Annotated in this window: 15 protein-coding genes; 10 read left to right on the forward strand and 5 right to left on the reverse strand. The window is 66.3% G+C overall.

All coding sequences use genetic code 11. The features are described from left to right. The first annotated feature begins 10 nt into the window (after positions 1-10). The 3 genes from ABZS66_RS08440 (at position 11) to ABZS66_RS08450 (ending at position 2,072) form a co-directional block, all read left to right on the forward strand. Positions 11-490: a VOC family protein gene (locus ABZS66_RS08440; RefSeq protein ID WP_354756411.1), complete on the forward strand. Its 480-nt coding sequence runs from the start codon at positions 11-13 to the stop codon at positions 488-490. 108 nt (positions 491-598) lie between these two features. After that, complete coding sequence (locus ABZS66_RS08445) at positions 599-1,126, forward strand: Uma2 family endonuclease (protein ID WP_354756413.1); 528 nt, start codon at positions 599-601, stop codon at positions 1,124-1,126. 106 nt (positions 1,127-1,232) lie between these two features. Then, entirely contained in the window at positions 1,233-2,072 is an 840-nt protein-coding gene (locus tag ABZS66_RS08450) for a pentapeptide repeat-containing protein (protein WP_354756414.1), read from the forward strand. A gap of 17 nt (positions 2,073-2,089) precedes the next feature. On the opposite strand, the gene ABZS66_RS08455 is transcribed toward ABZS66_RS08450, so the two are convergent. The 3 genes from ABZS66_RS08455 to ABZS66_RS08465 form a co-directional block, all read right to left on the reverse strand. Further along, on the reverse strand, positions 2,090-2,461 hold the full coding sequence (locus ABZS66_RS08455; RefSeq protein ID WP_354756416.1) for a hypothetical protein: 372 nt from the start codon (positions 2,459-2,461) through the stop codon (positions 2,090-2,092). Positions 2,462-2,468: 7 nt separating this feature from the next. Continuing rightward, positions 2,469-3,002 carry a hypothetical protein gene (locus ABZS66_RS08460; protein WP_354756417.1) on the reverse strand — a complete coding sequence of 178 codons (534 nt, stop codon included), beginning with the start codon at positions 3,000-3,002 and terminating at the stop codon, positions 2,469-2,471. Between the two features lie 96 nt (positions 3,003-3,098). Continuing rightward, entirely contained in the window at positions 3,099-4,181 is a 1,083-nt protein-coding gene (locus tag ABZS66_RS08465) for an aldo/keto reductase (RefSeq protein ID WP_354756418.1), read from the reverse strand. Between the two features lie 128 nt (positions 4,182-4,309). On the opposite strand from ABZS66_RS08465, the gene ABZS66_RS08470 reads away from it, so the two are divergent. The 4 genes from ABZS66_RS08470 to ABZS66_RS08485 all read left to right on the forward strand — a co-directional run bounded on the left by ABZS66_RS08470 (position 4,310) and on the right by ABZS66_RS08485 (position 6,782). Beyond that, the gene (locus tag ABZS66_RS08470; RefSeq protein WP_354756420.1) at positions 4,310-5,203 is read left to right on the forward strand and encodes an AraC family transcriptional regulator; all 894 of its coding nucleotides are present in this window, start codon (positions 4,310-4,312) and stop codon (positions 5,201-5,203) included. Positions 5,204-5,293: 90 nt separating this feature from the next. Then, complete coding sequence (locus tag ABZS66_RS08475; protein ID WP_354756422.1) at positions 5,294-5,824, forward strand: Uma2 family endonuclease; 531 nt, start codon at positions 5,294-5,296, stop codon at positions 5,822-5,824. A gap of 193 nt (positions 5,825-6,017) precedes the next feature. Further along, positions 6,018-6,317: a muconolactone Delta-isomerase family protein gene (locus tag ABZS66_RS08480; RefSeq protein ID WP_354756423.1), complete on the forward strand. Its 300-nt coding sequence runs from the start codon at positions 6,018-6,020 to the stop codon at positions 6,315-6,317. A gap of 99 nt (positions 6,318-6,416) precedes the next feature. After that, positions 6,417-6,782 (forward strand): hypothetical protein, encoded by a 366-nt coding sequence (locus tag ABZS66_RS08485; protein WP_354756424.1) that lies wholly within the window; start codon positions 6,417-6,419, stop codon positions 6,780-6,782. Positions 6,783-6,850: 68 nt separating this feature from the next. Here the strand turns inward: ABZS66_RS08485 and ABZS66_RS08490 are convergent, their stop codons facing one another. Next, a complete protein-coding gene (locus ABZS66_RS08490) occupies positions 6,851-7,222 on the reverse strand; it encodes a nuclear transport factor 2 family protein (RefSeq protein WP_354756425.1) in 372 nt (123 codons plus the stop codon). 147 nt (positions 7,223-7,369) lie between these two features. On the opposite strand from ABZS66_RS08490, the gene ABZS66_RS08495 reads away from it, so the two are divergent. The 3 genes from ABZS66_RS08495 to ABZS66_RS08505 all read left to right on the forward strand — a co-directional run bounded on the left by ABZS66_RS08495 (position 7,370) and on the right by ABZS66_RS08505 (position 13,903). Then, positions 7,370-8,089: a hypothetical protein gene (locus ABZS66_RS08495; RefSeq protein ID WP_354756427.1), complete on the forward strand. Its 720-nt coding sequence runs from the start codon at positions 7,370-7,372 to the stop codon at positions 8,087-8,089. Between the two features lie 56 nt (positions 8,090-8,145). Further along, positions 8,146-10,206: a hypothetical protein gene (locus tag ABZS66_RS08500; RefSeq protein ID WP_354756429.1), complete on the forward strand. Its 2,061-nt coding sequence runs from the start codon at positions 8,146-8,148 to the stop codon at positions 10,204-10,206. Positions 10,207-11,176: 970 nt separating this feature from the next. Next, positions 11,177-13,903, forward strand: coding sequence for a COR domain-containing protein (locus ABZS66_RS08505; RefSeq protein WP_354756431.1), 2,727 nt, complete (start codon positions 11,177-11,179; stop codon positions 13,901-13,903). A 75-nt stretch (positions 13,904-13,978) separates the two neighbouring features. On the opposite strand, the gene ABZS66_RS08510 is transcribed toward ABZS66_RS08505, so the two are convergent. After that, positions 13,979-14,239, reverse strand: a complete 261-nt coding sequence (locus ABZS66_RS08510) for a hypothetical protein (RefSeq protein ID WP_354756433.1) — start codon at positions 14,237-14,239, stop codon at positions 13,979-13,981. Positions 14,240-15,238 lie beyond the last annotated feature (999 nt).

The following is a 15,238-nucleotide window of genomic DNA, read 5'->3' on the forward strand; positions in this document are numbered from 1 at the left end:
GAGCAATCTCGTGACAGAATCTGGGCCTCGCATCGACTTCGCCAACCTCCCGGCACCCACCGAGGGCATCCTGGTGACGTTGTTCATCACCGTGCGCGAGATAGCGCGGTCCCGCGACTTCTACTCGCGGGTGCTGGGCGGCACCGTCGTCCTGGCTGAGAATCCATGCATTGTCCGGCTGTCCAACTCATGGATCATCATGAACCCCGGCGGCCCACCTACACCCGACAAACCAGGCATTTCGGTGGTCAACTACCAGCCCGGCGACACCACCTCGATCTTCATGAACCTGCGGGTCGCCGACATCCATGCCTGCTACGAGGACTGGAAGGCCAGGGGCGCGGAGTTCGTGACACCCCCGATCGACCGGGAGGCCGAGATCCGCTGCTACCTGCGCGACCCCGACGGGTACCTCATCGAGGTCGGCCAGTCGACCGGCCTGCTGCGGGGCAAGCTCGCCGCAAAGCGCCCGGAGGACCTCCCAGGCTGACCGATCGAGGGACTCGTGCTCACCCGCCGGACCAGGTCTCAACAGGCCGGCGATGACCTGGTGGCCGGTACCATGAGGCGATCGAGACAGTAGAAGGGTAGGCACGACATGACCGTCGCATCGAACCTGCCCGACCGGCCACTGACCCTGGACGACGTCACCCGCCTCGCCGAAGCCGACAGCAACCACCGCTTCGAGCTGAGCGAAGGGAACCTCGTCGTCATGCCGCCAGGCACGTGGCGCCACCAAGAGATCGGCCTGCTGATGAGCGCGTGGCTGCTCAGCCATGGCTATCGAGGTCGCGTAAATGTCGCGCCCGGCGTGCGGACCGCGGCCGACGACCTCAACGGCCGGATCCCGGACCTCGTGGTCACCAAAGGCCCCGTGCCGGACGAGACGGTCTGGCTCGACCCGGCATCGGTCGCGCTCGCTGTGGAGATCGTCTCCAAGGGATCAGAACGGATGGACCGCTGGCTGAAGCCGGTCGAATACGCCGAGGCCGGCATCCCGCTCTTCTGGCGCGTCGAGCCCGACGACATCGTCGTACAGTTCCGCCTCGACGGCACCCGCTACGCCGAGTACGGGTCTATGCCATTGGAAGCCCTGCTCGAAGGCGCAGCGCCCGATCTCGGCTGACCGACTGCCCACCGCCCTGATCGGGGATCAGGCGGAGCCTACCCGGGAATACCGGAACCACACGACCATGCTGCCGCCGGAGGGCGGTAGACGAGACACTATGGGTGTGAATCGATCTGGTCGACGCGGCGAAACCGGGTTGTGGCCGTTCTGGGCCGCGCTCGCCGCGGTCATCGTGATCAGTGTGGCCGTCGCGGCGATCGCCGGGCTGTTGCTGTGGTTCGGTCTCGGCCGTCCATCCGTGGCGAACCGCGTGCCGCTGACCGCCGGTGACCTGCTCGACCTGACCCGCATCGCGTTGGTCGTCACCGGTGGCATCGGCGGCGTCGTCGCCCTTGTCGTTGCTTACCGTCGCCAGCGACTGCACGAGCGGGCCGAGGTACGCGAGAACAGGAAGCTGTTCAACGAACGGTTCGTCGCCGCCAGCGCACAACTCGGCCATGAGGCTGCCGCGGTGCGCCTGGCCGGCGTCTATGCGATGGCCGGCCTCGCCGACGACTGGCCCGACCAGCTCCACGCCTGCGTCGACGTGCTGTGCGCGTACCTGCGTCTGCCCTACGAACCCGACCGGGAAGCCGACGGGTGGAAGGCGGGCGAACGCGAGGTCCGCCTGTCGATCATCAGAGTCATCGGCGACCACCTTCGCCCGTCGGCGCGTGCGAGCTGGCGGGACCACAACTTCGACTTCACCGGCGCGGTCTTCGACGGCGGGGACCTCGACGAGGCGATCTTCACGGGCCGCCGGGTCAGTTTCGCCGGCGCACAGTTCACCGGCGGGGTACTGCGCCTGGAGCGCGCCCGATTCCTGGCCACGGTCAGCTTCACCGACGCGCGTTTCACGGGCGGGACCGTCGACCTGCGAGGCGCCGATTTCGCAACCCCGCCGGACTTCGACCACCCCGCCGACCAACCACCGGCCGGGCTGCTGCTCACGGAGCGCCCTTAGCACGACCCTGCCGCGGTTCATGACGAGCCTTGCAGATACCTGGTCACCGCGGACGAGAAAACCCCGGCGGGCAGTGCCGGCGGCGGGCTCGCCGACGGCGGGTCGGGCAATGCGGCCAGTCCGGCGGTGAACGTCCCACGCTGCGCCGCCGACGACTGGCCCGCCGCGGTGAGCCAGTAGCGGTCGGCGGTGACGTCGAACTCGACCAGCCCGGCCGCGGCCAGCCGGCCGAGCGCCGCGACGAACTCGTCCTCCTGCGGAATCGCATGGTTGAGGTAGTCGGCGGCGGCGATCACCCCGCGCAACGGCGACCCACCAACCCGGTCCACCCCGCCGATCGACCGCAGGATCCACACGTCCGAGAGTGTCCAGCCCGCTGCCGAGCTCATCCGCCACTCATCCGCCCTGACCATTCCCGAGGCGTCGGTTGAACCAGCTCAGGTGGACGGCGTGCGTAAGGCCGAGCAGTGTGGTGCAGACCGCCAGTACGAGTCCGGCCAAACCGCTGTCGGTGAGGTCGGGGGTCGGGTCGCCGGTGCCCGGCTTCGTCAGCAGCATGAGCACGATGAGTGCGGCGAGACCGGCGATCACCCCCGGCAACACGGCCGACGGGACCCGGAAGACGGCGACCGTCAAGGCCGCGACCAGCCCGGCGAGGAGCAGCAGCCCGATCACGGCGGGCCCGCCGCCGGAGCGGCCCGCCATGTCGAACACCGAGCCGTACTTCGCGGACATCGTCCCCGTCCCGCTGACGACCACGACATCCTTGAACAGCGGCAGGAACGCGAGCGTGACGGAGCCGATCGCCAGCGGCGCGTAGAACCGCGCATATCGGTCGGAGATCGAGCCGCGGACGACGGCGAGGTACTCGGACCACTCCACCAGCACGTGCGGCGGCTGGTCGACGCGGGCAGGTTCCGGTGCGGCCATGTGGCGCCTCCCTTTGGTCGCACACATTCTGGCACCTCGATCAGTTGTACCGCCGCATCGAGCCATGGGCAGCCCGGTGAGGCGGGCAACCATCCGTCAGTACCGGGCGGAGTTGGCTGTCAGCAGAGGCAGCACAGAGGTACGGACGCCGTCGACCGTCGCGCCGGCGAAGGCGAGCGACGGCGCCAGCAGCCGGTTGTTCTCCGCCGGGAAGTTGAGCGCCGGCTCCGACACCTCGTTCAGCGTGGCCAGCTGCGCGTCGGTGAGGTGCACGTCCAGCGAGGCGAGGTTGGCCCGGAACTGGTCCACCCGCCGCGCACCGATCAGCGTCGAGGTCACCCCCGGCTGCTGGCGCACCCAGGCGAGCGCCGCGGCCGCGGGAGTGACACCAGCCTCCTGCGCAACGTGCTCCAGCACGTCAATGACGTCGTAGTCCTTCTCGCTCGGCCCGCCGACCAGCCCGCCGCGCAAGGTGTCGATCGAGCCGGGGCGGCGGCGCGAGTACTTCCCCGACAGGAAGCCGCTCTTCAGCGGGCTCCACGGCATGACGCCGAGGCCGTGCTCCTGCGCCATCGGCATCAACTCGCCCTCGCTGGTGCGCTCCAGCAGGGAGTACTCGACCTGCAGCCCGATCGCCGGCGCCCACCCGCGCAGCCGCGCCGTCACCTGCGCCTCGGCGGCCTTCCAGGCCGGCAGGTCGGAGAAGCCGACGTAACGGATCTTCCCGGCCGTGACGAGGTCGTCGAGGGTCCGCAGCGTCTCCTCGATCGGCGCCGTGCGGTCCCAGTTGTGCAGCCAGTAGATGTCGATGTAGTCCGTCCGCAGCCGGCGCAGCGAGTTCTCCAGGGCGGCCACGATCGACTTCCGACCGGCGCCGCCGCCGTTCGGGTCGCCCTCGAACAGGTTGGCGAAGAACTTGGTACCGATGACCACCCGATCGCGCAGCTCGGGCCGGGCGGCGAACCAGTCGCCGATGATCTTCTCCGAGTGCCCGTTGGTGTAGATGTTCGCGGTGTCGATGCAGTTGCCGCCGCGGTCCAGATATTCGGCGAGGATCACCTCGGACTCCTCGACCGATGCACCCCAGCCGTGATCCTCCCCGAAGGTCATGGTGCCCAGCGTCAATGGGCTGACCCGCAGGCCCGACCGGCCGAGGCTGACGTATGAATCCAGAGACATGCTCCGTTGGCCCTTCTGTGCTGCTCTTTCGGCGTCGTCTCCAGTACAGCCCGCCGCCGGCAGGGTCGGTAGGCGAAGGCTTCCTTTCTCTTGCCTGATCCTGCCAATGATGGAACTATCGGGCTGACATGAACCATCTCGACGAACTCCGGACCCTCCTCTCCCGGCACGCCGCCGGCGGCTACCGGCAGACCCGGCTGCCCGGTGTGGTGGTCATGGAGTCGCGCGTCCCGACCGAGCCCCTGAGCGCGGTGGCGCAGCCGTCCTTCGCCATCGTCGCCGAGGGCGTGAAGCGCACGATGCTCGCCGGGCAGACGTTCGACTACGGCCCGGGACAGTACGTGGTGATCTCCCTCGACCTCCCGGTCACCGGCCACGTCCTGCGGGCCGGCCCGGACCGGCCGTTCCTCGGCATGGGCCTGACCCTGGACCCGGCCGCGATCGCCGCCCTCCTGCTGGACGCCCCGATCGCCGCCCGCGCCGACGCGTCCGGCATCGCGGTCAGCGACGCCACGGACGACCTGCTGGACCCCGTCGTACGGCTGCTCCGCCTGCTCGACCGCCCGGAGGACATCCCCGTGCTCGCCAAGCCCATCGAGCGGGAGATCCTCTGGCGCCTGGTCAACGGTCCGCAGGGCGGCACCATCCGCCAGATCGGCGTCGCCGACAGTCACCTGTCCCAGGTCGCTCGGGCCATCCGGCGCATCCGCACCGGCTACGCCGAGCCGCTGCGCATCGACGAACTGGCCAGGACCGCGGGGATGAGCGTCACCTCGTTCCACCGCCACTTCCGCGCGGTCACCGCGATGAGCCCGCTGCAGTTCCAGAAGCAGATCCGCCTCCAGGAGGCGCGCACCCGCCTGATCGTGGACTCCCACGACATCGCGGCGGTGGGCCACGCGGTCGGCTACGACAGCCCCAGCCAGTTCAGCCGGGAGTACCGCCGCCTGTTCGGCGCACCGCCGGGCCGGGACGCCGCCCGCCTGCAAGCCCTGCCACCGATGGACCCCACCACGGTCTGAGGGCTCAACCGGCCACCGCCCCGCGAGACGGCTTGCGAACGAGGTGTCGCCGGTAGAATGACGCACGAGGAGAGCAGGAGGTGGCTGACCATGACGGTTGTTACGGCGGAAGTGCCCAACCGGCCACTCACGCTCGACGACGTGACGCGTATCGCGGCGGCAGACCCGGATCACCGCTTCGAACTCAGCGAGGGGAACCTCCTCATCATGCCGCCGGGCACGTGGCGCCACCAGAAGATCAGCGGCCTGCTCTTCACCTGGTTCCTGACCCACGGATACCCGGACCAGGTCAACGTCGCACCCGGCGTCCGAACCGCGGCCGACGACCTGAACGGCCGCATCCCGGACCTGGTCGTCACGACCGAACCAATCGCTGATGAGATCGTCTGGCTCCCCCCGGACAAGGTCGCGCTGGCGATAGAGATCGTCTCCAAAGGCTCCGAACGCATGGACCGCTGGCTCAAGCCGGTCGAGTACGCGGAAGCCGGCATCCCCCTCTTCTGGCGCGTCGAGCCCGACGACACCGTCATCCAGTTCCGCCTCGACGGCAACCGCTACGTCGAGTACGGCTCCGCCCCGCTCAAGGATCTGCTCGACGGAGACGTCCCCGACCTGTCCTAGCGAGCGGGCCCGTCGCCGGTTCTTCGATCGCCTGAGGCAGTGCTGGTACCGCGCCAACGGCGGAGACGAATCCCTTGGCCTGCCGAAAGCGCCGCAGTGCATGCTTCACTCGCCGGAACTTCACCCTCCCGAAGCATGTCCCGCGGCCCGAATCCGTATCAGCACCGTCGCGGCAGCCTTGGATGATCGACCAATGGAGTTCCTGGTTGACATGGTGACCACCGTGCCGGGTGGCACGTCGGACGACGAGGTCGCCGACATGCGCAAGCTTGAGGCGGCGCGGGCGGCCGAGCTGGCGGCGTCCGGAAGTCTCCTGCGGCTGTGGCGGCCACCGCTGGCGCCGGGCGAGTGGCGTACATGGGGTCTCTTCAGCGCGGACGACGCGGACCAGCTGGAAACGGTCCTTGCGTCGATGCCATTGCGGGCCTGGCGGCACGACACGGTCACGCCGTTGTCACCACACCCGAATGACCCGGGCCAGCCGTCCCGGTAACCCGGTACACGGGTCTGCCCAGCCGGGTTCACACCACCGGCATTGGGAACTACGCGGTGAACCCGCGCCCGTCGATCCACCTCAGCAATGGGGACCGCCATGACCAGCACCGAGGTTGAGATCCTTCGAGCCGCTCTCGATCAGTGGAAGTCCGCCGTCGACGCTCACGAGCCGAAGCGCGTCGCGTCATGTTTCACCGACGACGCGATCTTCCAAGGCTTGCATCCGTACAGCATCGGCCCGCAGGGCGTAGCCGATTACTACGAATCGCAGCCCATCGGCATGACCGCCGCGTACGACATCCGCGAGACCCGCCGCCTCGGCGATGATCTGGTCCTCGGCTACCTCAACGTCGACTTCACCTTCGTCGACCGACCGATGGTGAAGGTGTACCTCTGCGTGATCGTGCGCCGGATCGGCGACGTCTGGCTCATCAACCACTACCAGGTGTCCCGACTCGGTTGACCGGCCGCATTCGCCGGGTCGGCGCCGCGCCGCGAGCCTCGCCGAAGGGTCTCGGGGCCGCGAGGTGCCTAGAGCGGAGTCTCCTGATAGGTCGCCTCGCGCCAGTTCCCGTCCTGGCGCAGCCAGACCTCGCCGACGAGCACGTCGCGGGGCACGGGCTTGTCTGCGTAGGTGCCATCGAGCGTGCTGCGGAAGCTGATGAGCGCTTCCTCGGGGCCGAGTGGCGTCGTGGTCAGGTCGTCCGTCAGGTAGCTGCGGAAGGCGTAGTCGTCCAAGTGGTCGAGCAGCTGTGCGCGCCCGTCGAAGCGCGCATAGGACATGATCGAGACATGGTTGTCCGTGACAAGCGCTGCGACCTTGTCCCGGTCCCGCTCGATGAACGCGGTCCGCAGCTCGGCCACGGCAGCGGCCAACTCGCGATGCAAACGATCCTCCTGCACGTTCGTACCCCCTTACTGTGGCCGGCCAGGCCCACGTCGCCCGAAGGCACGACCGTCGGGACATAGCGGGTGTAGTCCTACCCACCAGGGCGCCGGGTAACGCGGCTACGTTCGGGGCGTGGGTGGGTGGAGCCGTACTGTGTCCGGGTGCCGCACCCGCCCGGACCATCCACCGGCTGGTCAGTCGACCTCAGCACCGCCTTCGAGGAGTTGTTCGACGCGTTCGGACATCGGCCGAAGCCGGCCAACCCGAAGATGTGCGTCGGACACTGCATCAACCAGGCCGAGTACGAGGCATTCTGCCGGACCGCTCCCCGCGACCTGGACGATCAGTTAATCGACCGCTACTGGTGGAACGAGTCAGACGACTGGGACCTGACGACACACTTCATGCCGGCGATACTCCGCGCCATGCCGAGCGACCCTCTGGAAGGCATCAGGGATTTCAGTATCACCAGCGGCCTGAACATCCGCTGGCCGGACCTGACCGAACGGGAACGCGCCGCCGTCGAATCGTTCTGCCGGGCCTGGTTCGCCGACGTCCTGGGCCATCGGCCGACCCGTGGTCACACCGCCAGCCGGGTCCTGGAGGCCACCGCCGCGATCGGGCTCGACATCAGCCCATACCTGACGTACTGGGAGACGGTCGGCACGCCCGGCGCCTGCTGGCAACTCGACGACATGGTCCCGAGCGTCGTGAGCAACCCTGACGACAGCTACGCCAAAACGTTCTGCCGATGGCTGTTGACACCAGCTCCCCGGGCGATGATTGCCGAGTGCGGGCGCGGTGAGTTGACCGACAAAGAGCTCGAATGGCTGGAAGTCGTCGCGCGGGCAGCAAACCAGCACGAAGAGGACCCGCGGTAGCCGTCTGCATCTTCAGGCGACGCTGTGGCGTTGCGCCGGTTTGGCACACTGCCGCCGTGATCAAGGAGCTGGACGATCTGGACGGGGTCGACTGGGGAGCCCTCGGCCACGCCTGGGGCGCCGCCGACGATGTGCCGGACCTTCTTCGCCAGCTGATCGGGCCGGAGCCGCAGGCACGTGCGGGCGCGCTGAACGTGCTGCGCGGGACGGTGTACCTCCGTGGTGACGTGTTCGACAGCACCGTCGCCGCGATCCCGTTCCTGCTCGCGCTCGCGGGTGACTCCCGGGTGCCGGACCGGGCCGGCGTGCTGCGGCTGCTGGCCGGCATCGGGGGCGCGACCCGGCGCGAGGACCCGGGCCCGGACTTCGTCGCCGCTCGGGTGGCGGTCGCCGACGCCGCGCCGCTGTTGCTGCGTCTGCTCGACGACGCCGACCCGGACGCGCGCCGTGCCGTGCCGGCCACGCTGCTCGTCCGGCGCGGCGACGTGAGCGTGGTCCTGGCGGCGCTGCGCGCCCGGCTCGCCGTCGAGCCGGACACCGACGTCCGCGGCGCGCTCGTCGCGGCGGTCGCGGGCCTGGGCCGGCTCGCCGCCGCGGGTCTGGTCTCCGGCGTCGACCCGGCCGCGGTCGGCGCCTGGTTCGCCGGCTGGCTCGCCGCGCCCGGCCTGGCCGCCGCGGACGTGGGGAGCAGGCTCACCGCGGTCGCCGATCTCATCGACACGGCCCCGGAAGCGCTCACCGGTGACCTGATCCCGGCCGTGGCCGAGCTGCTCCGGGCGGACCTGCAGGCGGTACCGCCGGAGGCACTGCCGACCCTGAACGTGTCCCGCCAGTGGGACCTGGTCGATGCGGTGTCGCCTGCGCGCCTCGACGGGCCGCGGTCGGCGGCCGGAAGCCGGGACGCGCTCGTCGAAGACCTCAGCCTGGTCCTGGACGAACGGATCGAGGACCGCGTCGCGCTGCTCACGGGCCTGCTGTCGGCCGGCGCGCCGGCGGCGCGATCCGCCGCGCTGCGCCCGGCCCTGGGCCTCATGGGGTACTGGCGTGGCGACTACACCGACCTCGTCGCGCTCGTCGGAGCACAGCTCGCCGACGGTCGCCTGGCCGGCCGGGCCGCAATCGTCCTGGAGCATCTCGACGCGCTGGCCGCACCCGCCGCCGACGCACTGGTCGCCGCCGTCATGTCGGCCGCGCCGGAGTCCCAGTACGGGGACGGGCCTCCGCCCTGGGTCGTCACCTGGCCGGAGTGGGAACCCACCGTCGGCCCGACCGTGTGGGCGCTGGCCGCGCTCCAAGACGATCGGGCACTGCCCGCCGTGCGTGCGATCGTCGACCGCGACGTCCCGCCGTGCAATGCCGCCCCGCTCGCGGCCCGGTACGCCACGACGGCGCCCGACCTCCTGCTCACCGTCCGCCGCCGCTGCATCGAGTCGACGGACAGTGCCGCAGCCGGACACCGCCGGGTCCTGACCCAGGTCGCCGCGGCGCTCGGCCCGTCCGCCGCCGAGGCCGTGCCCGAGCTGCTCGCCGGACCGATCGACTTGATGACCGCCATCACCCTCGGCCGCATCGGCCCGGACGCGGCGGCGGCCGTCCCGGCGCTGCGGGCCATGCTCGACCGCGACGACGGCGTCGTCGAGGCCGTCGCGGCCGTCGCGTTGTGGCAGATCACGGGCGAGGCGAGGCAGGCGGTCGAGTTGCTCGCCCGCCACCTCGACGAACCGTGGGACGCCACCACGGTCGCCGCCGACGCGGCGGGCCGGCTCGGCCCGGCCGGGGCCGCCCTCGAGGCACCGCTGCGCGCCCTCATCGACGCCGACAACGACGACATCCACGTCGCCGCGGCCCAGGCCCTGTGGCGGGTCGCGGGCGACGCCGAGACCCCGTTCCCCGCCCTCACGCGGCTCTGGGCCGCCAGGCCGAGACACCGCTCGGAGATCACCACCCACCTCGCCGCGATCGGGCCGGCGGCCCGGCCGATGCGTGATCTCGTCGCCGCTGAACTGCAGCATCGGTTCCGGCACAGCGCCGCGCTCAACGGCTGGTCCAGCAGACAGGTCGTCCTCGACCTCGCGCTGCTCCGCGACAGCCACACCATCCTCGCCGCGACCAACTGACCGGGAACGCCTGCCCCGCCGGGGCGCCCACCGCGGCAGCGATCCATGTGCAGAGTTGCGTCGGCCCTGGGGCCGACGATGAGCATGGCAACCTGGTCGGCGCCAGCGATCTGTCCAACCGGGCCAGGCAGGCGTTCACCTGACCTCGGTCGCAATCCGGCAACCACGGCGTACTGGACAACGCCGAGCCACCCACGAGGGCAGCGGCGACGGCGGGAAGGTCGCCAGATGATCGTCGCGCACTTGAACCTGCCGTAGACGACGCCGGGGTGTCCGGGGGTGTGGGTGGGCGAAGCCCCCACCGGGAGCGGCCGAAGGCCGCGCGGAGCATCCGGAACCACAAAGCGAAGCGCCCCCCGCGCTGAGCAGGGGGCGCCTGTGGTGGACCTGACGACTGCGTACTTGAACCCGCCGTAGCGCGACCCACGGTCGGGGGGTGTGGGTGGGCGAAGCCCCCCACTGGGGAGCAGGCGAAGCCTGCGCGAGGAATCCGGAACCACCAACGGCAAGCGGCCCCCGCCGCGAAGCAGGGGCCGCTCAGTGGTGGAGGTAACGCTCGCTTACTTGAACCCGAATAGAAAAATCATCAGCGTGATGAAGTGCCATGAATATGGACATTCCCTATTATCATCGTTCAATCATCGTTATCCTACACCAAATACGTAGACAATTCCGCGAACAACCAAGCGTTGACTCGTCGCACACAACGACAGTCCGACATTGCAGAGCCGTCCAGGCCCACCGCCAGGCAAGCTCGACCAAAAGCGGCCAGGGCGATCATGAAGATCCGATGGGTCTAGATCAAACTGCCCTGACGCATCAGCAACCCCCGAAGATTCCCGCGGCCTGTCGAACAACTTGCAGTTGCTCCCGCATGTAAGGTTGGCGCCTTAGTAGCCCTTGGAGCAGCACCCCCACCAACAGATCTGAAGAATCTTCGAGGTAGGACATGGCCGGACCCCACCGAGCTGTGGATGCAGACCTGACACTCATCGCCCAGCGAATCGCACAAGCCGAAGGCACTGGCGAACTGAACCTCGAAGGCATATCGCTTCGAGAAATTCCGCCGGAGATCCAGGACCTGAGGCATCTCAGGTCCGTCTTTTTGGCGGGCACAGGTTTGCGTGTTCTACCACCATGGTTCGGAAACCTAAAGTCGATCCAAGTACTCGATCTAGCCGCCAATCCACTTAAGGGATTTCCCAACGCCATCCTTGGATTACACAACCTACAACAGCTTGGCCTAGCGGGAACAGGTATCGTCCAGTTGCCAGACAGGATCGTCGAGCTGCGGCAGCTCGAAGCACTTGTCCTCTCGGGTAACAACATCCTGTATATGCCACTTCAAATATGCGAGCTTCCGAACCTGCGCTTCCTTGATCTAGGAGACAATCAGATCGAGGACTTACCTCCGGAGTTTCACAAGCTTACGTGGCTAACGCACCTCTATCTTAACGGAAATCCATTTCGCTCCGTACCAGAGGCACTACGTACCGCCAGGACGCTCCGAGTTCTCGATTTGAGTAGAACCGGGCAGGCCGGTCTGCCAAGTTCTGTCGTTCAGATAGCCGGCGCATGCGCGCTACGACGACCGCCAGGCCAAACTGAGAACAAATATAAACCCCTTACAACTCTGCCCAACTGGCTCTTCTCCAAACTGAGACAGCTTGAGTACCTCTACCTCGGCAACCACGCGCTCTATCAATTGCCGCCGTCCCTACCAATGCTCCACAATCTTGTTGGCCTGTTCATTGCCGGCAACAGGGTTGGATTCCCCGGCGCACTTCTGCAACTAGCGAAAATCCAGTATCTGGATCTGCGGGATAACGGAATTACGGTTGCCCCGCAAGGCCTCGACCGCTTGTCGGCACTCCGGTATTTGGATCTTAGGCAGAATGATCTACCCGTCCCTCCAGAGATTCTCGAGAAGCCTCATGAAGCCCCATCGATCGTCGACTACCTCGCTCGCGTTGCAACCAATACACGACCACTGAACGAGGCGAAGCTGCTGGTTGTCGGCGAAGGCTCTGTTGGTAAGAGTTCACTCATTCGTCGTCTTGTACGTGACGACTTCGACCCGCACGAGAGCAAGACAGAAGGCATCGACATCACACGTTGGAAGCTGATGGTCGATGACACTGAGACAACTCTTAATACGTGGGACTTTGGCGGGCAGGAGATTATGCACGCCACCCATCAGTTCTTCCTTACGCGCAGGTCTATATATCTTCTGGTTATAGACGTTCGACAGGGTGAAGAGCAGAATCGCGTTGAGTATTGGCTCAAGCTGATACAAACATTCTCGGGCGGATCGCCGATCATTATCGTTGCGAATAAGGGCGACCAAGCAATCCTCGATATTGATCAACGCGGTCTCAAAAATAAGTATCCCGACATCGTCGGCATCGTCACGACTTCATGCATGCGTGCGACCGGCATAAATGAACTTCGCCGGCTCCTCACCGATACAGTTCGCGATCTTCCGCACGTGCGAGACCTCCTGCCTAGCGCCTTCTTTGAGGTAAAGGAACAGCTGGAGGAGATGGAAAGCGACTACATTTCAATTGAAGACTACGAACAATTGTGTCGTGAACAAGGAATCCTGTCACGTGGACCGCAGGAGGCGCTGGTCGGATTCCTTCATGACCTGGGGACCGTACTATGCTTCCGCGACGACCCACGCCTTGCGGACACACACATCCTTAATCCAAGTTGGGTGACTGGAGGAGTTTACCGGATCCTGAACTCGCATCTGGCAGCCCAACGAAAGGGCCTACTGCGCTGGAATGACATAGACAAGATCTTGGATTCCCGAGAATATCCCGCGGATCGGCGACTATTCATTGTCGATATGATGCGGCGATTCGAACTCTGCTACGAAGCGGAGGGAATGTTCCTTGTCCCGGATCTTCTCACTAAGGAAGAACCCGACACCGGCGACTGGAGCAACTCACTAGCCTTCAACATCAAGTACGACGTCTTGCCATCCAACATCATGTGCCGACTCATTGTCCGAATGAATGATGCGATTAGCATGGGCACGGTTTGGCGAAACGGCGTCGTGCTCGCAATGGACTTCAATCGGGCCCTTGTGAAAGCCGACCGCGAGGACGCAATCGTTACGATTCTCGTGTCCGGATCAGCCGGAGGCCGGCGCGGATTGCTGACAGCAGTCAGGTCCCAGATCAGGTCAATCGAACGGACAATGCCGGGACTTACCGGCACGGAACTCGTCCCTGTACCCGATAAGCCTGACATCTGGGTTCCGTACAGGCATCTTCTCGACCTAGAGGCGGCAGGCCGCCCGACCGTGGTCCCGCAGGGACTGGTCAACGACTACAGCATCAGTTCACTGCTGGACGGCGTCGAAGACCCGCTTGAACGAGCGAGCAGTATGGCCAATGCCGCAAACGCAGCGGTCGATCAGGATCCGACGCCCGCTGCGGAAAATACCAAGCTGAACAAGAAGATGCTGATGTGGGGTATCATCGGCGCCTGCGCTGGAGTCGTTGCTATACCGGTCTCTATGGGCATTGCACTATGGACGGAGACTAAAGATGAGAATCTGCCAGCCCGGCCTCCGGTGGTGGAGAGTTCCGGGCCGCCGACCTCGGGTTTGAGCCCGAGCCAAGAAATTTCGTTAAGTCCGTCTCCATCACAATCGGTCAAACCGACGACCAGGAAGCCGTCGAAGTAGCGGACGTGTCCGCCGTAATTTGACCAGGGCACCTTATCGCGGGGGCCAGCTACATGTGGTTGGTGCCATCCTCGGTCACTCGATGCCAACTGGCGTGGCGATCCAGCAGCCGGTCAAGGCGCAACTCGCCAAGTTCTGCGCACGAGAGGACCGGTTCCTCGATCTGTTTGGCGGCCCGACTGGCCACAGGACAAGATCGCCTTGCGGCTCCACGGCATTCGCGACGAGCCGGGCCGGCTCGCCCGGCAGCTTGACGAGGTTCCCGACACCGCCGACGCGCAGGAGCAGATGCGAGACCTTCTCGATCTGCTGAGCGATCCGCAGGAGCTGCACCACCAAGCGACGCTAAGGCACGCCAGGCGCTCAACCGGACCTTCTTCGACCGAGTCGACATAACGCCGACGACCAAAGGACCGTTCGTTGCCCCGACGACCTTTAAGCCTAGGTCAAGCCGCTGCCCGAGATGGCAAGAGGCGGGGCCACCGATGTCGGTGACCCCGCCTCTGATGGCGATCTCCTCCGCGCCGCTCTTGCAGGCGCGGATGCGGTTACGCCATGGTGTGGAGCTAACGCTGTCCTACTTGAACTGTCCACCGAGCTGAAACTAGCGCAGGCGTCGTGGACAGCAACGAACTACGACCGCGCGGTACGTGCCTCGCCGGGGGAAGCGGCAAGGCGCGAGATCAGCTCCTTACTGAGACCACGACACGAACGGCTCCTTGCACCGGTCACACGGCGTCTCTTCATGAAGCTCTGCTTCCGCAGAGAAGTGCGCGCACGCCTTCCTCTGCTTGACGACCGAGCGGGCGAGAAGCTTCTGCCCGCTCCAGGTGTGGCCGCCGTTCGCCCGCCTAGCCAGCTCAGCCAGAATCGGACGAGCCTCGGGGAACGCAGTCGACAGGAGCGTCAGAGCGTTCAGGATCTCTTGCTGGTCACGCTGCGGTACTTCCATACGAGGACCCCCTCAGGTCTGACCCGTATGGCCCGGCCCCATCGCAACTGACCCGAGACGTCCGTGCGCCTTCTGGCGGACGACTCGTAGACTGCTGTACGGTGGTTGCGTACATGCAAGAGGCGCCCGGCGCGCCACGCGCGTCGGTTGCGATCTTGCATGTAGGCCCGGGCTAACGGGCCGTTCGTGCCACCAGGTTCGACTTGCCGGAAGAGCCCTGGTGAGCGTGGACAACTGTTGTGGTGGCGCAGTCGGTATCTTACCGCTGCGCCACCTCTTTGTACGTAGACAAACACACTCGACATCGACGGTATGCGCGCCCGACGCCAACGGCAAGCAATGCCTAAAGTTTGTCCGATTTGACACGTTTGAGAAGTTTCGAC

It is taken from the genome of Dactylosporangium sp. NPDC005572, assembly GCF_040605515.1.
In the GTDB taxonomy this organism is placed as follows: Bacteria; Actinomycetota; Actinomycetes; order Mycobacteriales; family Micromonosporaceae; genus Dactylosporangium.